This is a genomic window from uncultured Bacteroides sp., assembly GCF_949298305.1.
GTDB lineage: Bacteria > Bacteroidota > Bacteroidia > Bacteroidales > Bacteroidaceae > Bacteroides.
This window is the reverse complement of sequence record NZ_CASFWU010000032.1, coordinates 20,604-39,449: the sequence shown is the minus strand read 5'-3', so window position 1 is coordinate 39,449 and position 18,846 is coordinate 20,604. Positions and strand designations below refer to the sequence as shown.

The following is an 18,846-nucleotide window of genomic DNA, read 5'->3' as shown; positions in this document are numbered from 1 at the left end:
CGTGAAAAAAGAGCGCCCGCTTCATTCTTTTTTGGAACAGAAGTCGTATCTTCACCGAAAAATACGGCGCAAGCCTTGACTTAACCTGAAAAGATATGAAATACCAAGTAGCCATTATCGGCGGGGGTCCTGCGGGATACACGGCCGCCGAAGCTGCCGGAAAGGCAGGACTGAGTGTAGTGTTGTTCGAGAAACGTAGCCTGGGCGGCGTCTGCCTGAACGAGGGGTGCATCCCCACCAAGACGCTGCTCTATTCCGCCAAGACCTGCGACGCGGCGCGCCATGCGTCGAAGTACGGCGTCAGCACGGGCGAGGTGAAGGCCGACCTGCCCAAAATCATTGCCCGCAAGCAGAAGGTGGTGCGCAAGCTGGTGCTGGGCATCAAGGGCAAGATGAGCGCCTGCCACGTGGACGTGGTGGAAGGCGAGGCCACGGTGGTGGACAAGAACCACGTGAGCTGTGCCGGAACGCTCTACGAGTGCGACAACCTGCTGCTCTGCACGGGCTCGGAGACGGTAATACCCCCTATCCCCGGACTGGACACGGTGCCCTACTGGACCCACCGCGACGCGCTGGAGTGCAAGGAACTGCCCGAGTCGCTGACCATCGTGGGCGGCGGAGTGATAGGCATGGAGTTCGCCTCGTTCTTCAGCAGCCTGGGCACGAAGGTGACGGTGGTGGAAATGATGGACGAGATACTGAACGGCATGGACCGTGAACTGGCCGCCCTGCTCAGAGCCGAATATGCCCGCCGAGGCGTGAAGTTCCTGACGAGTACGCGGGTGCTCTCGCTCGCTGCGGTTGCCGCCGACGGCGGACAGACCCTGCTCCGGGCCGAATGCACCGACGCCGGAGGCAACGGCCTGACGGTAGAGTCACAAAGACTGCTGATGTGCGTGGGACGCCGTCCCTGCACCGCCGGCCTGGGACTGGAGAACCTGGCGCTGGAGCGCACGGAGCGCGGTCACATCCGCGTGGATGCACAGATGCGCACCTCGGTGCCCGGCGTATATGCCTGCGGCGACCTGACCGGATTCTCGCTGCTGGCCCACACGGCGGTGCGCGAGGCCGAAGTGGCCGTACACACCGTGGCGGGGAAGGCGGACGCCATGAGCTACCGCGCCATTCCCGGCGTGGTCTACACCAACCCCGAGATTGCAGGCGTGGGCGAGACCGAGGACAGCCTGCGGCAGAAGGGCACGGACTACGAGGCGGTGAAGCTGCCGATGGCCTACTCGGGCCGCTTCGTGGCGGAGAATGAGGGCGTAAACGGCCTCTGCAAGCTGCTGCTGGACAAGGAAGGCCGCATCCTGGGCGCGCACGTGCTGGGCAACCCCGCTTCGGAAATCATCACCCTGGCGGGCATGGCCGTCGAACTGGGCCTGACCGCCGAAGAGTGGAAGAAAGTTGTATTCCCGCATCCCACGGTGGGCGAAATCTTCCGCGAGGCACTCTGAACCGGAACATTCTTCAGCCGCAGATGACACGGACAACATAGATTTTCAAGTCTTGAGCCTGAAGGCCTTTGGCCACAGGGGCGACACTGGGGGCGGATTAAAAGAAATAAAAAGAATAATTCCGCGCCATCCGTGTCATCCGCGTCTGAAAAATCTCCATTTACCATTAACCATTCATCATTTACCATTAAACAAGTGTTCCGTACATTCTCTTTGCTTCTCTCTCTGCTGCTCTGCCTGCCCTTGTCTGCCCAAAAGACAGAGGGCGGCGACCAGACACTCACCGCACGGCTGGACACGCTGGTGAAATACGGCCTGCCGCAGGGCTCGAACGTAGGCATTGCCGCCTACGACCTGAGCGCCAACAAGCCGCTCTATGCCTACCAGGCCGACAAGCTCTCCCGTCCCGCCTCCACCATGAAACTGCTTACGACCATTACGGCCCTGGCACAGCCCAAGTCCGACGAACCCTTCCGCACCGAAGTGTGGTATCGGGGGACAGTCGAAGCCGACACGCTGAAGGGCGACCTCTACGTAGTGGGCGGCTTTGACCCCGAACTGGACGATGAGGCGCTGGACTCGCTGGTGAGCATGGTGGCCCGACAGCCATTCAAAGTCATCTACGGGCAAGTGTACGGCGACGTCTCCATGAAAGACTCCCTCTACTGGGGCAGCGGCTGGCTGTGGGACGACACGCCCTATGCCTTCCAGCCCTACCTGTCGCCGCTCATGCTGGACAAGGGCGTGCTGACGGTGACCGCCACCCCCGGAGCCAGGGGCGACACGGCACGGCTGGAGTGCAGGCCCGCCTCGTCCTACTATACGGTAGAGAACAAGACCCGCTCGCGGACACCCTCGGCAGGACGCTTCCGCGTGACGCGCAACTGGCTGGAGAACGGCAACGCCGTCTGCGTGACGGGCAATGTGGACGGGGAACGGACGGGAACGGTCAATCTCTTTGCCTCGCAGGACTTCTTCATGCGCACCTTCGTGGAACGGCTGCAAGGCCGCGGCGTGCGCTGCCTCTCTGCCTATGAATTCAGCGAGCTGGAGGCCGACAGTCTGGCCGTACGGATAGCCGCCTACGAGACCCCTGTTCAGGCCGTTGTGAGACAGATTATGAAGGAGAGCGACAACCTGAACGCAGAAGCCCTGCTCTGCCGCCTGGGCGCGCAGGCCACCGGCAAGAAACACGTCTCTGCCGGCGACGGACTGGCAGCCGTGCGGGCCCTCATCAAACGGCTGGGCTACGACCCCGACCATTACAGCCTGGCCGACGGCTGTGGCCTGTCCAACTACGACTACGTATCGCCCGAGCTGCTGGTGGCCTTCCTGAAGTATGCCTACTCGCGCACCGACCTCTTTCAGAAGCTCTACAAGGCCCTGCCCGTGGGCGGCGTGGACGGCACGCTGAAACGCCGCATGAAAGCCGGACGGCCCGCCCACAAACGCGTATTCGCCAAGACAGGCTCCTACACCGCCATCAACTGCCTGGCAGGCTATCTGCAAGCGGCCAACGGACACTGGGTGGCCTTTGCCATCATGAACCAGAACGCGCTTTCGGGCAAGGAGGCACGTGCCTTTCAGGACACGGTGTGCGACGAGCTGATGCGGCTGGACTGAGCCTCTTCCCCCTTCTTCCCTGAGGCGATACATACGGGGACAGACATCCCGTCCGATGATAAGCTAATCGGTGCAGTCCTGATGGCGAATTTTCCAATTGCCTGCACGCAGTTGTAGAGACGCAAAATTTTGCGTCTCACGTCGCGCAGCCTTCTGTCCGTATGGATAGATGCCGCCGTTGCTTCTGGGCGAGACGCAAAATTTTGCGTCTCTACAACGTGGATGCGCCCGGAGCGGTTGGTCCGGTTGGGCGGAGGGCTTGATTGGATTTCCTGGCGGTGGAAACACGGGTGAAAATGTCGCATCCGGAGCTACGGATACAAAAGAGGCTGCCTCAAACCTGTCTTTGAAGCAGCCTCTCTGCATTGAATAGGGTGAACACGAACGGGTTACTTCACAATCTCCTTGGAGTTCTGTATGAAGTTGATGATGTTGTGTATCTCGTCGCTCATGGGCACCTGGTCCTCAATCTTCAGCAAGGCGTCCTGCACGCTGAAGTTGCCCTGGTAGACCAGACGGTAGGCGTTCATGATGTGGCGCAGGATGCGCTCTCCCATCTGGTTCTTGTGCTGCAGCACCATGGCGTTGATGCCGTGGTAGCTGGCGGGGTTGCCTTCCATGATGATGTAGGGCGGCACGTCCTTGGCAATGCGGCAGCCGGCCATGATGAGCACCCAGTCGCCGATGTGGCAGTGCTGCTGGATGATGACGCCGCTGCTGAGGATGCTGCAGTTGTCGATGCGGCTTTCGCCGGCCATCATGCTGCGTATGCCCAGCACGTTCTTGTTGCCCACCTGCACGTCGTGGCAGAGGTGGGTGCCATCCATCAGGTAGTTTTCATTGCCGATGCGTGTGCCTCCGTCCTTGTGCGTGGCACGGGCCACGACCACGTTCTCGCGGAAGTCATTCTTGTCACCGATAATCAGCAGGCTGTCTTCGCCTTCGTATTTGAAATCCTGCGGCGTGCTGCCCAGCACGGCGCCGTGGTGAACAATGTTCTGCTTTCCCATGCGGGTGCCGTTCAGGATGCGCGCTCCGGACATGATGATGCATTCGTCGCCAATCACTACATCGCCTTCGATGTAGGCAAACGGCTGTATGGTCACATTCTTGCCTATCTTTGCGGCAGGATCTACATAAGCTAATGGACTAATCATAATATTAGGTATTTATAAGTAACACATATCATTCTCTTCCTCCGCCCAATGCCTGGTACAGGTTGATGACGGCCTGCATCCGGTCGTACGTGTCGGTCACTTCGGAGAGCTGTGCGCTGAGGTAGCTCTGCTGTGCCGAGAGGACTTCCAGATAGGTTGACGTGCCCAGGTTAAACAATTCCTTGGTGTCTTCGGCCGCTTTCTGTGCAGAATTTACCTGCATGGTGCGCGAATAGACCTTTTCGGTAGTGTTCTGATAGAGGGCAAGGGCATTGCTCACCTCGTTTCCGGCGTTGAGCAGCGATGTCTGGAAGGCAATCTTGGCCTGCTCTTCCTGTGCCTTGGCCTGACGCAGGCGGGCAATGTTGGCACCGCGGTAGAAGAGAGGCTGTGTGAGCGAACCCACCACGTTGGCCAGCAGCTTGCCGGGGTTGATGATGCCTGCTCCGGAATTGTTGGTCCATCCGGCCGAACCGCTCAGAGTGATTTGCGGATAGAAGGCGGCGCGGGCGCTGTTGGTGTTATAATAGCAGGCGGCCAGGGCCATTTCGGCGGCCTTCACGTCCGGACGGTTGGAGAGGAGCTGCAAGGGGATGCCTGCCGAGAACTCGGTGGGCAGGTTCTGGTCTTCCAGCTTGCCGCGCTCAACGGCGTGTGCAGGTTCGTTCAGCATCAGGCAGAAGGCGCTCTCGGTCTCTGTCAGGCTTTGACGCAGGTCGGAGAGGGAAGCCACGACCTGGGCATACGAGCTGCGGCTCTGTTCGATGGCGGCGCTGTTCACGCTGCCGAAGTCGTACATGGCTTCCAAGGTCTCCACGTAGCTCTTCAGGATGTCGGCCGTACTTTCCGAAATCTGCAGCTGGCGGTCCAGCATCAGCAGGGTGTAGTAGACGTTGGCCACGTTGGCAATCAGTTGTGTCTGCACGGCCTGGCGGGTGAATTCAGCCTGCTTGAGCGATACCTGTGCGGCCCGTTTGGGGTTGAGTATCTGGCCGAAGAGGTCGAGCTGCCAGCTTGCGGTCACAGGGATGGAGTAGGTTGCGGCGGTGACTTCGCCTTTGTTCCAGTTGGTCAGCGTTCCCTGGGGCGAGAGCGCCAGTTGCGGCAGGTAAGCCAGCCGGGCCGACATCAGTGCGGCTTGTGCCGACTTGACGTTCAGCAAGGCGGTGCGCAGGTCGGCGTTGTTGGTCAGCGCCTGCTCGATGTAGGTCTGCAGCTGGGGGTCGGTGAACACTTCCCTCCAGGGCACATTGCCAAAGTTGGCCGTGTCTTCGGGCAGTGTTCCGTTCACCAGCGCCGTGTCGCGGTACAGGCCTTCCGTGGTAATGTCCTCGGGCCTGTCGTATGCTTTGTAGATGTGGCAACTGCTCAGCAGGGCTGCGGCACACATCAGGGTGATGATTTTTCCTTTCATACTGTATAAAATGAAGAATTAAGAATGAAGAATGAAGAATCTGCTTCCCGATGAAGGAGCGGGGGCCGTAACTGACGTTTCGTGCCCGGACTCTTCATTCTTCATGCCATGTTATTTACTATATTGCTCGATTTCGGAAGTAGCGTCTGCGTTGTCCACATCGTCCCATTCCATCGGCTTGAACTTCTCCTGCAGATACTGGAAGGCAACGAACAGGGCCGGAACCACGAAAATCTGCAGAATCATACCGACCAACATACCACCGATGGCCGAGGTACCCAGTGTACGGTAACCGTTGGCACCGGCACCGCTGGCAAACATCAGCGGGAGCAGACCGATAATCATGGCCAGTGAAGTCATGAGGATAGGACGCAGACGGGCGCCGGCACCCAAGATGGCGGCCGAGGTGATGCTCATGCCCATCTTGCGACGGTCGAGGGCGAACTCAACAATCAGGATGGCGTTCTTGGCCAACAGACCCATCAACATAATCAAGGCAATCTGCATGTAAATGTTGTTGGACATGGTGCCGATAATCATCTGCAAGGCCGGAATGCCGCCGATGAGACTGGCTGCGTTCACAAAGATGAAGCTACCCATCAATCCGCAAGGTACGGAGAGCAATACGGCCAGCGGCAGAATGTAACTTTCGTACTGCGCACTCAGCAACAGGTAGACGAACACGAAGCAGAGCACGAAAATCAGTCCGGTGCTGCTTCCGCTGGTCTGGGCCTCCTCACGGGCCATACCGCCCAGCTCGTAACCGAAGCCGGCGGGCAGGTTCTGGCCGGCAACTTCGGCAATGGCCTGCAGGGCCTGTCCCGAAGTGTAGCCGGTAGCAGGAGCCACCATCACCTTCATGGAGGTGTAAAGGTTGAAACGGTTGATGACATCCGGTCCGTAAACCTTGGTCAGCGTTACAAACTGGCTGACGGGTGCCATCTCACCGTTGGCGTTACGCACCTTGATGCTTTCCAGCGACTCCAGGTTCTTCGTGGCATCGCGCTCACCCTGTATCATGACGCGGTACATCTTACCGAAGCTGTTGAAGTTGGAGGCATACAGACCGCCGTAATATCCCTGCATCACGCTCAGAATCTGGTTCGGAGTGATGCCGGCACGCTTACAGGCAGCGGCGTCGATGTCGAGGCGGTACTGCGGGAAGTTGGGGTTGAAGCTGGTACGTGCCGAGTTGATTTCGGGACGTTTCTCCAGTTCGGCCGTGTAGGCGTTCACCACTTCAAAGAAGCGGTCCAGGCTTCCGCCCGTCTTGTCCTGCATGTTCAACTCGATATCGGTAGAAACGGAGTAACCCGGAATCATAGGCGGAGCAAAGAACAGCACCTGTGCCTCCTTGATGATCTTCTGCGCACGCATGAACAGGGTGGCGTAGACAATGGTGGAGTTCTGCATGGTGGAACGTTCTTCCCACGGTTTCAGCTTGATAATGATGGAGCCGTAGCCGGGTCCCTGGCCGCCGATGAAGCTGAAGCCGGAGATGACCGTACGTGACTCAACAGCCGGGTCGGCGGCAACCAGACTGTCCACACGTGCCAGAATCTGCTGGGCACGCTGTTGCGAAGTACCGGGAGGCAGCGTCACGGCGCCCATGATGGTACCTGTATCTTCGTTGGGCACCATACCTGTCGGGGTCGTCTGCATGAACAACATCAGCAGGACAATGGTGGCAATGACCACTCCGCCGGTCAGCCATCCCTTCTGGATGAAGAACGTTACCTTCTTCTTATAGTTCTCGAGGATGGAGTCGTACTTGGTGTTGAACGTATGCTTGAACTTGTCGGTTGTCATACCGGCCAGGGCCAGGATGCTGATGACAATCAGAATGGAGCAGAGCACCGGATGTTCGCTGAAGCTGAACAGGCCGAATATCATGCCCAGAACGGCTATGATAGTAAAGAGTATGGTCATGCTGGGTTTCATAATCCGTCCCAGTGCCTGGGTGTAGCGGGCAATCATAATCTGGCGTGCCTCGCGGGTGGCTGTTCCTACGCGCTCTTTCAGGTTGGCGTCGCTGTTGTGCGGTTTCAGGAAGATGGCACACAGGGCAGGACTCAACGTCAAGGCGTTGACAGCCGAGAAGAAGATGGCGATGGCCATGGTCAGACCGAACTGCCGATAGAACGTACCGGCCGTACCGCCCATGAAGCTCACAGGGATAAACACGGACATCATCACCAGCGTAATGGACACGATGGCGCCGCCCAGTTCGTGCATGGCGTCAATGGAAGCCAGACGGGCCGACTTGTAGCCCTGGTCGAGCTTGGCATGGACGCCCTCGACGACGACTATCGCGTCGTCCACCACAATGGCGATGGCAAGCACCATGGCCGAGAGGGTAAGCAAGTTTATACTGAATCCGATGAGCTTTAATGCAAAGAAGGTGGCAATCAAGGCTACCGGGATGGCAATGGCCGGAATGAGCGTGGAGCGCATGTCCTGCAGGAAGATGTACACCACAATGAACACCAGGATGAAGGCCTCAATCAACGTCTTCACCACCTCGTGGATAGAGGCGAAGAGGAAGTCGTTGGCGCTTTGGGCAATGTTGACACCCAGGCCGGCAGGCATGGTCTTCTGCATTTCTTCCAATACCCGTTCAAGGTCTTGGATGGTGGCTGTGGCGTTGGTACCGGCCATCTGGTAGACGATACAGCTGACGCCCTTGTGGCCGTTCATGGTGTTGTCGAAGCCGTAGCTGCTTCGTCCCAATTCGATGTCGGCCACATCCTTCATGCGGAGCACTTCGCCGTTCTCAAGTGACTTGATGACGATGTTTTCGAACTCTTCAGGTGTCTGCAGACGTCCGCGGTAGCGGATGGTGTATTGGAACGTCTGTCCGCCACGTTCGCCAAACTGTCCCGGAGCAGCTTCGATGTTCTGTTCGGCCAAGGCCGTGCTGATGTCCGAAGGGATAAGTTTGTATTGCGCCATCACGTTAGGCTTCAGCCAGATACGCATGGAGTAATCGGCACCCATCACAAAGGCATCACCCACACCGGCTACACGCTTGATTTCGGGAATGATGTTGATGTTGGCGTAGTTCTCGATGAACTCGATGTTGTATTTGTCCTCCATATCGTAGATGGAGAAAATCATCAGCATGGATGTCTGGCGCTTACGGGTGGTCACACCAATCTGGGTTACTTCCTGCGGCAGGAGGCCTTGTGCCATGGACACACGGTTCTGTACGTTCACGGCCGCCATATCGGGGTCAGTGCCTTGTTTGAAGTAGATGGTGATGGAGGCCGAACCGTTGTTGGAGGCATCGGAAGTCATGTACATCATGTTTTCCACACCGTTAATCTGGTCTTCCAGCGGAGAGATGACCGAGTTAAGCACGGTCTGGGCGTTGGCGCCCGTATAGGTGGCGCTTACCGAAACGGTAGGCGGCGCAATGTCCGGGTACTGGGTGATAGGCAGTGTGGCCAACCCAATGAAGCCCAGGATGACCAGCAACACGGAGATAACCGTGGACAATACCGGACGATTAATGAATCTGTCTAATTTCATTTGTTTTTCTTTTTTATGCCTTTAGCTGACAGGCGGACGGGTGAACGGAACCTGCGAGGCTCTTGGCTTCTCCCGTCAATGCGTCAACTTAAAAACTCATTAACTAATAAACTCAATCCTCCATCAGTTGAATGCGGTCTGGATGTTGCCTTCCCGCTGGTCTTTCAGTGCTTGCTGGTAGGCGTTTTCTTTATCTGCCGGAGTAATGGGGGTGATGGCCTGTCCGTCGTGGATGGCTTGTACGCCTTCAACCACAATCTTGTCGCCGGCCTTGAGTCCTCCGGTCACGTAGTAATGAGTGCCGTCGTTCAGCTTGTAGATTTGTATTTCGGTATTCTTCACCGTGTTGTCCGGTTGCAGTACGAAGACAAACTTCTTGTCCTGGATTTCGGTCGTAGCCGATTGGGGCACCAGGATGATGTCTGTCAAGATGTTGGGGAATACCACGTCTCCCGTAGAGTTGCTGCGCAGCAGGTTGTGCGGGTTGGGGAACTTGGCGCGCATGCTGACCGAACCGGTGGTGGGGTCGATGACACCGCTGATGGTCTCTACGCGTCCGCTGTCGGCATAGATTGTACCGTCAATGAGTTGCAGATTGACATTGGGCATGTCTGCTAGGATTTCTTTGGTAGAACCGCCTTCCTGAATCATTTTGAGCAACTGGCGCTCGGGCATGGAGAAATAGGCAAACATTTCCGAGTTGTCGGCCACGGTCGTGAGCGGCGTAGCCATCGAGGCACTTACCAGGCTACCGATACGGTAGGGGATTTCGCCTACAATGCCGTCACTGGGGCTGGCCACTTCGGTATATTCCAGATTGCGGCGTGCATTGGTCAGTGTGGCTTTGGCCTGCGCCAGTGTGGCCTCAGCCTGTGCAAGCTGGTTTTCGGATGTACTTAGTTGATAATCGCTCACAATGCCTCTTTTGTTCAGTTCGCGATTGTTTTCAGTAGTCAGCTGTTGGGTTTTCAGTGCTGCTTCGGCAGTTTTCACGGCTGCTTGCGCCGTCTCTACGGCTGCTTTGTACTGTACTTGGTCGATGGTGAACAAGGTTTGTCCTTTCTTCACTACGGCACCTTCGTCTACGTGCAGTCTTGTGATGAAACCGCTCACCATCGGCCGGATTTCCACATCCTGCTTACCTTTGATGGTAGCCGGATAGCTGTTCGTCAGGTGGGCAGTAGTGGTTTTAACCTCCATAACTGCGATTTCGGGAGCACTGCCTGTGCTTTTGTCGCTTCCTCCGCAACTGCTTAGCAGTGCCGCGCAACATACTAATAATCCTAATCTACTCTTCATACTCTCTTTTAATTATTTCTGATTTATGTTGTTTCAAGATTTGTTCGGCGCGTTTTGTGCATTTTATGGTAGCCAAAAATCTAATGGCTTATAAGAAAACTAAAATGTTTTGTTCAGTTTTGGCGCAAAATTATTCTTTTCCGCTTATATAGTATGTGAAAACGCATGTTTTTTAACTATGTTTCATATTGTATTTGTGAAATGTTTGTTTTTTGTATAAAATTCTGTAAAGTGCTCTGTCATTTGGTAGAGAACCTTTATTTTTGCATCATGTTAAATTGTAGTCACCATAATAATCTGATGAAACGCTTGATTTGCCAGCTTGGCATAGCGGTTGTCATCGTGGCAATTCTGTTCTCTTGTGCCAGCTACGGCCGCCTGGAGGGTGGAGCCATCGACGAAGACCCGCCTCGTTTCCTGTCGGGAAGCCCGTCACCCGGCTCTCTTCACAACAACAAGAAGAGGATTGTCATCGAATTTGATGAGTTCATCACGTTGGACAAGCCCAACGAGAAGGTTGTCATATCTCCTCCCCAGAAGCAGCAACCCGAAATCAAGGCCAGCAGCAAGAAGGTCATCATCAATCTGGAAGACAGCCTGAAACAGAATGTGACCTATACGATAGACTTCGGCGACGCCATTCAGGACAACAACGAAGGCAATCCGCTGGAGGCATTCACGTACACCTTCTCTACCGGAGCCCAGCTGGACACGATGGTCATCTCGGGTACGGTTCTCAATGCGGCCGACCTGGAGCCGGTGAAGGGAATGCTGGTAGGCCTGCATTCCAACCTGGAGGATTCCGCCTTTACCACACAGCCTTTCGAGCGCGTGGGGCGTACCGACAGCCGCGGGCAGTTCTGGATTCGCGGTGTGGCTCCCGGCAAGTACCGCATCTATGCCTTGCAGGAGAACGACCAGACTTATTCCTACTCGCAGCCCACGGAAATCATTGCCTACTACGATTCGCTGATTGTCCCCACGTCCGAGCAGCGGATGCGGCGCGACACGCTGTGGCAGGATTCGCTGACGATAGACACGATTGTAGACCGCAATTATACCCACTTCCTGCCGGACAACGTGATGCTGCGCTGCTTTAGGGAACTGGTCTACAACCAGCGTCTGGCCCGCAGCGAGCGACCGACTCCGCAGAAGTTCTCGCTCTACTTTACGGCTCCGGCCGACAGTCTGCCGGTCATCAAGGGACTGAACTTCGATGAAAAGGACGCTTTTGTGGTTGACCAGACCACCGGACGCAACGATACGCTCCATTACTGGATAAAGGATTCGCTGGTCTATCAGATTGACACGTTGAAGCTGAGCCTTTCCTACCTCTATACCGACTCGTTGAAACAACTGGTACCGCGCACGGACACGCTGAAACTGGTTTCCAAACAACGCCCCAAGACCGAGAAGGAGAAGGAAAAGGAGGCGAAGGAGAAAGAGAAGGAGCTGGAAAAGAAAAGGAAGAAAGGAGAGGAGATTGTACCCGAAATTGAGTATCTGCCGGTAGATGTCTACGCCCCTTCCAGCATGGACGTGTACGACTACATCACGCTGACCTTCCAGGAACCGCTGGACTCGCTGAACGAAGGCGCCATCCATTTGCGGCACAAGGTGGACTCGCTCTGGAACGACATCCCCTTCCAGCTGAGCCCCGATTCGCTGGACAAGAAGGTGTACAACATCTATCCGGGCGAGGACTGGAAGTTTGGCGAAAGTTATGCCTTCGAAGTGGACTCCGCCGCCTGCTTCGGCCTTTACGGACTGTTCACAAAAGCCATCAAGCAGGAATTCAAAGTGAAGACGCCCGAAGAATACGGTGCCATTTTCTTTAACATAGCCGGAGCCGACTCGACAGACTTTGTCGAACTGTTAGATGCGCAAGACAAAGTAGTGCGTACGGTTCCTGTAGTGGACGGAAAAGCCGACTTCTACTTCCTGAACCCCGGCAAATACGGAGCAAGGTTGGTACATGATAAGAATGGCAACGGAGTTTGGGACACAGGAAAGTATAAAGATAAGATTCAACCAGAGGAAGTATATTACTACTGGCAGGTCCTCGAACTGAAGGCCAACTTTGAGTTAACCCAAACTTGGGACATCAAAGACAGACCTTTGGACCAACAAAAGCCTAATGAACTTAAAAAACAAAAACCAGATGAAAAGAAGAAAAAGAATAACCGCAGCAGTAGCAGCAGTTATTAACGGTATGGCGGCTGCCGGACGCAAGAAGTCATTCGCGCTGTTGGCGTGCGGACTGTTCTGCCTTGTTTTTGCCATGCCGGCATCGGCACAATGTACGGCTGTAAACAAGGCGTTCCAGTCGGGCGAACACGTGATGTACGACCTTTACTTTAATTGGAAATTTATCTGGAAAAAGGTGGGTCTGGCCAGTCTGACCACCAACGCCTCCACCTACCAGTCGAAGCCCGCCTTCCGCTTCAACCTGCTCTCGGTGGGCAGCAAGCAGACCGACTTCTTCTTCAAGATGCGCGATACGCTGACCTGCTATGTCAGCGACAAACTCGAGCCCCTTTACTTCCGCAAGGCGGCCGAAGAAGGCAAGCGCTATACCGTAGACGAAGCCTGGTTCTCCTACAACGACGGCGTATCCTACGTAAAACAACGCCGCACGTGGCGCGACGGACGCGTGCAGGAAATGGAGTACAACGACTCGCGCTGCATCTTCGACATGCTGAGCATCCTGGCACAGGCACGTTCCTACAATCCCAATGATTATAAGATAGGAGACAAAATTCACTTCCCCATGGCCACTGGCCGAAAGGTGGAGCAGCAGACGCTAATCTACCGCGGTAAGGAGAACGTGGAAGCCAACGACGATGTAACTTACCGCTGTCTGGTCTTTTCCTTTGTGGAGTACAATGACAAAGGAAAAGAAAAAGAAGTCATCACATTCTTCATTTCGGATGATGACAACCACCTTCCCATCCGCCTGGACATGTACTTGAACTTCGGTTCGGCAAAGGCTTTTCTGAAAAGCGTTCGAGGCAACCGCTATCCGCTCACATCCGTAATCACAGACTGAACGGCAGCGGGTCCGACTTGCGGAATACGCTCGACTCGAAGGTGGCTATCAGTTCACCGCGCTGGTTGGTGACGTCAATCTGGTAGTAGCCCGTGCTGCGGCCGGTGTAGCGTTCGCGCGCCTCGGCATAAAGGGTGTCGCCCGCACAGCTGGCGCGCAGGAAGGTGATGTTCGACGAGAGCGAGAAGGCCAGTGTGCCGTGCGAGTTGGCCGCGGCGGCCAGGGCAAGGTCGGCCAGTGTGAAGATGGCTCCGCCCTGCGTGCGGTGTCCGGCGTTCAGGTGTTCCTCCTTGATGGTCATCGAGGCTTTGCTGTATCCCTCTTTCACTTCCAGCAGTTCCACTCCGGCCTGTGCGGCAAAGCGGTCGTTCTTGAAAAAATCTTGCGGTGTCATGGTTCTTGTTGTATTTAGTGATTTTCCGTTTCGTTTTCCAGACAGACATTCCTGCGATGTACGATTTGTGCACTCTGCCATCTTGTGAAGGCATCGCCACAGGGCTTCGGGAGGCAGAAGAACGCAAATCGTACAGTTCTTTCTCCGGCCGTCTTCTTCTGGACGGATGCAAATGTAACAAAATTACCCTTTAATTGAATTTTTTAGGAAGGTCAAATAAGCGCATTCACCCTACATTTGCATCCGGAAAAACATTGTATCATTAATTAATAAATCCATTATTATGAAAACAGCCCTCACTACCCTGGGAGTTTCAATCCTTCTTTTTGCCAGTTGCGCAGGACAGAAACAGCAGCCTGAAAGCAACTTCATCCAAGACAACATAGACAATGCCGTGGCGCAGCACACGCTCCAGACAGACATTATCGAGAAGTCGGGCAAAATACTGAATCCGCGTACGGTCAACAAGGATGGAAGCATCCACTACATACCCATTGACGACTGGTGCTCCGGCTTTTTCCCCGGCAGCATGTGGCTGACCTACGAACTGACAGGCGACCAGAAGTGGGAGAAACTGGCAGAGAAATATACGGAAGACCTGGACTCTGTGAAGCACCTGAAGTGGCATCACGACGTAGGCTTCATGATCGGATGCAGTTACCTGAACGGCTACCGCCTGGCCGGAAAGACGGCCTACAAGGATGTCATTGTCGAGGCTGCCAGGTCGCTGTCCACCCGCTTCCGTCCCGGTGCGGGCGTCATCCAGTCGTGGGATGCCGACAGGGGCTGGCAGGCTGAGCGCGGATGGAAGTGTCCGGTCATCATAGACAACATGATGAATCTTGAACTGCTCTTCGAGGCCACCCGTCTGTCGGGCGACTCCACTTTCTATGACATAGCCGTGAAACATGCCGACACCACACTGGCCAACCATTTCCGTGCCGACAACAGCTGCTATCATGTGGTGGACTATGACCCCGAGACCGGCGAGGTGCGCAGCAAGCAGACCGCACAGGGATATGCCGACGAGTCTTCGTGGGCGCGCGGACAGGCATGGGCCCTGTACGGATATACCACCTGCTACCGCTATACGCACGACAAGAAGTATCTGGACCATGCCGAGAAGGTCTACAACTTCATCTTCAACAACAAGAACCTGCCTGCCGACCTCGTTCCTTACTGGGACTATGACGCTCCCAACATTCCCAACGAGCCGCGCGACGTTTCGTCGGCCGCCTGCACAGCCTCGGCCCTCTACGAAATGAGTACTTACCTGCCCGGAAAGAACTACAAGGAGACCGCAGACAAGATTATGGAGAGCCTGGCTTCTCCGGCCTACCGTGCCGAAGTGGGCACCAACGGCAACTTCATCCTGATGCACTCCGTAGGCAGCATTCCTCACGGCGCGGAAATCGACGTTCCGCTGAACTATGCCGACTACTATTTCCTGGAAGCCCTGATGCGCAAGCGCGACCTGGAAGAAAAATAATTGTGCCAATAACCGATAGGCCACGGGCTGCAAGTGAAGAAGCGGAATGCCGGACGGCATTCCCTCGCATCTTGCGGCTCGTGGCTTCAACGAATCTACGAACCATGAAACAACCCCTTAATCTTGTCATAAGCGGGCTGGGACTGCTGGCGCTGGCCGGATGCAAGGAACAGCAACCCCAACAAGCCCAACAGCCCAACGTCATCTACGTATTCCCCGACCAATACCGCAACCACGCCATGGAGTTCTGGGGACAGGAAGGCTTCCGCGAACACGTGAACTTCCGCAACGACCCCGTCCACACACCCCGCCTCAACGATTTCGCCCGCGAGTCCGTGGTGCTCACGTCTGTACAGAGCAACTGCCCCCTGAGCAGCCCGCACCGCGGCATCCTGCTGACGGGCATGTACCCCAACAAGAGCGGTGTGCCCCTCAACTGCAACTCCAACCGCCCCATCAGCACGCTGCGCGAGGATGTGGAGTGCGTGAGCGACGTGTTCAGCAAGGCCGGCTACGACTGTGCCTACTTCGGCAAACTGCACGCAGACTGCCCCACACCCAACGACCCCAACAACCCCGGAAACTATGTGGAGACACAAGTGCCCGCCTGGGACGCCTATACGCCAAAGGAACGCCGCCACGGCTTCAACTACTGGTACTCCTACGGCACCTACGACGTGCATAAGAATCCCCATTACTGGGACACCGAGGGACGCCGCCACGACCCCAAGGAATGGTCGCCCCTGCACGAGGCCAGGATGGTGGTCAGCTACCTGAAGAACGAGGGCAATGTGCGCGACACGCAGAAACCTTTCTTCATCATGGTGGGCATGAACCCTCCCCACAGCCCCTACCGCTCGCTGGACGACTGCATGGAGGAGGACTTCAACCTCTACAAGGACATTCCGCTGGACAGCCTCCTTGTGCGCCCCAACGCCGACCCCAAGATGAAGAAAGCGGCCAGCACGCCCTACTACTTCGCTTCGGTGACGGGCGTCGACCGCGCTTTCGGCCAGATACTCGACGCGCTGAAGGAACTGGGACTGGACAAGAACACCATCGTCGTCTTCTCGTCAGACCACGGCGAAACCATGTGCAGCCAGGGAACCGACGACCCCAAGAACTCACCGTATGCCGAGTCCATGAACGTGCCCTTCCTCGTCCGCTATCCCGGCAAGCTGGTGCCGCGTGTGGACGACCTGATGCTTTCTTCGCCCGACATCATGCCTACGCTGCTGGGCCTGGCCGGACTGGCCGACTCCATCCCCGCTACGGTTCAGGGACGCAACTACGCCCCCCTCTTCTTCGATGAAAAGGCCGATGTCGTGCGTCCTGCGGGTGCGCTCTACATCCAGAACATGGACGGCGAGAAGGATGCCGACGGCAAGGTGCGGAGCTACTTCCCCTCGGCCCGCGGCTTCAAGACGGCCAAGTACACGCTGGCCCTCTACATCGACCGCCAGACCCACCAGTTGGAGAAGTCCCTCCTCTTCGACGACGAGAACGACCCCTACCAGTTGAAGAACCTGCCGCTGGAGGAGAACGCCGAAGCCGTGAAGGAGCTCTGCGCCGAGATGGGCAAGGTGCTGAAAGAGATTGACGACCCCTGGTACCGGCAAGGCATCCTCAAGGACATGATACCTTATTAATTAACTCAAGTTTCGCAAGTGCGAAACTTGCAGGAGTTAAAGGAGTTAGAAGGAAGCCCCCTCCAACTCCCCCCGAAGGGGGAGAGGTTCCACCAGGGTGGGCTTGTATGGTCTGCATCCGTTCTCACAAAGGTATTGACTTAACTCCTTAACTTCTTAACTCCTTAACTACAACCAGTTAATAAACTTGCGAAACTTAAATAATTAAGGAACAATTTCCCAAAGAAAAACGAAAGGAGCGCACCCGTCAGGTTCGGGTACGCTCCTTTCTCTTTTCCGTGCGCTTGTCCGGCGCGGATGGGGCTTACTTGTTCAGCTTCCACTCCGAGCCGTCCTTGCCGTCCTTAATCTCGAAGCCCAGGGCGGTCAGTTCGTTGCGTATCTTGTCGCTCGTGGCCCAGTCCTTGTTGGCCTTGGCTTTGGCGCGTTCTTCCAGCAGCATGTCCACCACGTGGCCGAAGGCTTCTTCGCGGGCGGCGTTCGAGGCGTTCTCGCCCTTCAGGCCCAGGATGTCGAAGCAGAAGAGGCGGAAGGTCTCTTTCAGCTCCTCCAGGTCGGCGGCGGTGATGGTGTCGTTGCCTGCCACGATGTTGTTCACCATCTTGGCTCCGTCGAACAGGTGGGCAATGACGATGGGCGTGTTCAGGTCATCGTCCATGGCTTCGTAGCACTTCTCACGCAGCTGCTTTACGTCCACTGTCGATGCCTGCGCGGGCGTAATCTTGTCCAGTCCGCTGACGGCGTCCATCAGTCGGGCCAGTCCCTTCTCGGCGGCCTTCAGGGCCTCGTTGCCGAAGTCCACGGTGCTGCGGTAGTGTGCCTGGAGGGTGAAGAAGCGGATGGTCATCGGCGTGTAGGCCTGCTCCAGCAGCGGGTGCGTGCCGGTGAAGAGCTGTTCCAGCGTGATGAAGTTGTTGTAGCTCTTGCCCATCTTCTGTCCGTTCACGGTCAGCATGTTGTTGTGCATCCAGTAGTGCACCATGTCGTCGCCCTGGCTGGCCACGCTTTGCGCTATCTCGCACTCGTGGTGGGGGAAGATGAGGTCCATGCCGCCGCCGTGAATGTCGAAGTGGTCGCCCAGGTACTTCCGTCCCATGGCCGTACATTCGCAGTGCCAGCCCGGAAAGCCGTTGCCCCAGGGCGACGGCCATCGCATGATGTGCTCGGGCTGCGCGTTCTTCCACAGGGCGAAGTCGGCGGGATTGTGCTTCTCGTCCTGTCCGTCCAGCTCGCGCGTGGTGTTCAACACGTCGTCCAGGTTGCGGCCCGAGAGCTTGCCGTAGTGGTGGTCGTGGTTGTACTTGGCCACGTCGAAGTAGACGGAACCCTTGCTTTCGTAGGCATATCCGTTCTTCAGAATCTGCTTCACCAGTTCTATCTGCTCGATGATGTGTCCCGACGCCTGCGGCTCGATGCTGGGACGCAGTACGCCCAAGGCATCCATAGCCTCGTGGTAACGGTTGGCGTAATACTGTGCCACTTCCATCGGCTCCAGTTGCTCCAGACGTGCCTTCTTGGCTATCTTGTCCTCGCCTTCGTCGGCGTCGTGTTCCAGGTGGCCCACGTCGGTGATGTTGCGCACATAGCGCACTTTATATCCCAGGTGCTTGAGGTAGCGGAAGAGGATGTCGAAGGTGATGGCCGGACGGGCGTGTCCCAAGTGCGGGTCGCCATAGACCGTAGGGCCGCAGACGTACATGCCCACGTGGGGGGCGTGCAGCGGCTTGAAGAGTTCTTTCCTGCGCGTCAGGGTGTTGTAAATTGTCAGTTGATGTTCCATATTG

The 18,846-nt window shown here is 56.3% G+C and carries 12 protein-coding genes; 6 read left to right on the top strand and 6 right to left on the bottom strand.

Annotation, left to right across the window (positions count from 1 at the left end; translation table 11 throughout):
• The first annotated feature begins 95 nt into the window (after positions 1–95).
• Both lpdA and dacB read left to right on the top strand, forming a co-directional pair.
• Positions 96–1,457: a dihydrolipoyl dehydrogenase gene (gene lpdA / locus Q1Y74_RS06095; RefSeq protein ID WP_300812932.1), complete on the top strand. Its 1,362-nt coding sequence runs from the start codon at positions 96–98 to the stop codon at positions 1,455–1,457.
• A gap of 195 nt (positions 1,458–1,652) precedes the next feature.
• The gene (dacB, locus tag Q1Y74_RS06090) at positions 1,653–3,080 is read left to right on the top strand and encodes a D-alanyl-D-alanine carboxypeptidase/D-alanyl-D-alanine-endopeptidase (protein WP_300812931.1); all 1,428 of its coding nucleotides are present in this window, start codon (positions 1,653–1,655) and stop codon (positions 3,078–3,080) included.
• 389 nt (positions 3,081–3,469) lie between these two features.
• On the opposite strand, the gene lpxA is transcribed toward dacB, so the two are convergent.
• The 4 genes from lpxA to Q1Y74_RS06070 all read right to left on the bottom strand — a co-directional run bounded on the left by lpxA (position 3,470) and on the right by Q1Y74_RS06070 (position 10,481).
• Positions 3,470–4,237, bottom strand: coding sequence for an acyl-ACP--UDP-N-acetylglucosamine O-acyltransferase (gene lpxA / locus Q1Y74_RS06085; RefSeq protein WP_300812929.1), 768 nt, complete (start codon positions 4,235–4,237; stop codon positions 3,470–3,472).
• Positions 4,238–4,265: 28 nt separating this feature from the next.
• A complete protein-coding gene (locus Q1Y74_RS06080) occupies positions 4,266–5,651 on the bottom strand; it encodes a TolC family protein (RefSeq protein ID WP_300812927.1) in 1,386 nt (461 codons plus the stop codon).
• 111 nt (positions 5,652–5,762) lie between these two features.
• Positions 5,763–9,182, bottom strand: a complete 3,420-nt coding sequence (locus Q1Y74_RS06075) for an efflux RND transporter permease subunit (RefSeq protein ID WP_300812925.1) — start codon at positions 9,180–9,182, stop codon at positions 5,763–5,765.
• 123 nt (positions 9,183–9,305) lie between these two features.
• A complete protein-coding gene (locus tag Q1Y74_RS06070) occupies positions 9,306–10,481 on the bottom strand; it encodes an efflux RND transporter periplasmic adaptor subunit (RefSeq protein WP_300812924.1) in 1,176 nt (391 codons plus the stop codon).
• 300 nt (positions 10,482–10,781) lie between these two features.
• Here Q1Y74_RS06070 and Q1Y74_RS06065 point away from each other — a divergent pair, with 300 nt between their 5' ends.
• On the top strand, positions 10,782–12,689 hold the full coding sequence (locus tag Q1Y74_RS06065; RefSeq protein ID WP_300812922.1) for an Ig-like domain-containing protein: 1,908 nt from the start codon (positions 10,782–10,784) through the stop codon (positions 12,687–12,689).
• Between the two features lie 73 nt (positions 12,690–12,762).
• A complete protein-coding gene (locus Q1Y74_RS06060) occupies positions 12,763–13,530 on the top strand; it encodes a DUF3108 domain-containing protein (protein WP_300812998.1) in 768 nt (255 codons plus the stop codon).
• Here Q1Y74_RS06060 and Q1Y74_RS06055 read toward each other — a convergent pair.
• Positions 13,520–13,924, bottom strand: coding sequence for a hotdog fold thioesterase (locus Q1Y74_RS06055; protein WP_300812920.1), 405 nt, complete (start codon positions 13,922–13,924; stop codon positions 13,520–13,522). The genes Q1Y74_RS06060 and Q1Y74_RS06055 overlap by 11 nt on opposite strands.
• A 283-nt stretch (positions 13,925–14,207) precedes the next feature.
• Between Q1Y74_RS06055 and Q1Y74_RS06050 the strand changes: the two genes are divergently transcribed.
• Complete coding sequence (locus Q1Y74_RS06050; RefSeq protein WP_300812919.1) at positions 14,208–15,413, top strand: glycoside hydrolase family 88 protein; 1,206 nt, start codon at positions 14,208–14,210, stop codon at positions 15,411–15,413.
• 104 nt (positions 15,414–15,517) lie between these two features.
• Positions 15,518–17,062, top strand: coding sequence for a sulfatase (locus Q1Y74_RS06045; RefSeq protein ID WP_300812917.1), 1,545 nt, complete (start codon positions 15,518–15,520; stop codon positions 17,060–17,062).
• Between the two features lie 304 nt (positions 17,063–17,366).
• On the opposite strand, the gene cysS is transcribed toward Q1Y74_RS06045, so the two are convergent.
• Positions 17,367–18,842 carry a cysteine--tRNA ligase gene (gene cysS / locus Q1Y74_RS06040; RefSeq protein ID WP_300812915.1) on the bottom strand — a complete coding sequence of 492 codons (1,476 nt, stop codon included), beginning with the start codon at positions 18,840–18,842 and terminating at the stop codon, positions 17,367–17,369.
• Positions 18,843–18,846 lie beyond the last annotated feature (4 nt).

Bases quoted from the DNA above. Each gene is read 5' to 3' on its own strand.
- Q1Y74_RS06060 (WP_300812998.1), top strand. From the start codon at position 12,763: ATGCCGGCATCGGCACAATGTACGGCTGTAAACAAGGCGTTCCAGTCG.
- Q1Y74_RS06065 (WP_300812922.1), top strand. From the start codon at position 10,782: ATGAAACGCTTGATTTGCCAGCTTGGCATAGCGGTTGTCATCGTGGCA.
- cysS (WP_300812915.1), bottom strand. From the start codon at position 18,842: ATGGAACATCAACTGACAATTTACAACACCCTGACGCGCAGGAAAGAA.
- Q1Y74_RS06075 (WP_300812925.1), bottom strand. From the start codon at position 9,182: ATGAAATTAGACAGATTCATTAATCGTCCGGTATTGTCCACGGTTATC.
- Q1Y74_RS06045 (WP_300812917.1), top strand. From the start codon at position 15,518: ATGAAACAACCCCTTAATCTTGTCATAAGCGGGCTGGGACTGCTGGCG.
- Q1Y74_RS06055 (WP_300812920.1), bottom strand. From the start codon at position 13,924: ATGACACCGCAAGATTTTTTCAAGAACGACCGCTTTGCCGCACAGGCC.
- lpxA (WP_300812929.1), bottom strand. From the start codon at position 4,237: ATGATTAGTCCATTAGCTTATGTAGATCCTGCCGCAAAGATAGGCAAG.
- Q1Y74_RS06080 (WP_300812927.1), bottom strand. From the start codon at position 5,651: ATGAAAGGAAAAATCATCACCCTGATGTGTGCCGCAGCCCTGCTGAGC.
- Q1Y74_RS06050 (WP_300812919.1), top strand. From the start codon at position 14,208: ATGAAAACAGCCCTCACTACCCTGGGAGTTTCAATCCTTCTTTTTGCC.
- Q1Y74_RS06070 (WP_300812924.1), bottom strand. From the start codon at position 10,481: ATGAAGAGTAGATTAGGATTATTAGTATGTTGCGCGGCACTGCTAAGC.
- lpdA (WP_300812932.1), top strand. From the start codon at position 96: ATGAAATACCAAGTAGCCATTATCGGCGGGGGTCCTGCGGGATACACG.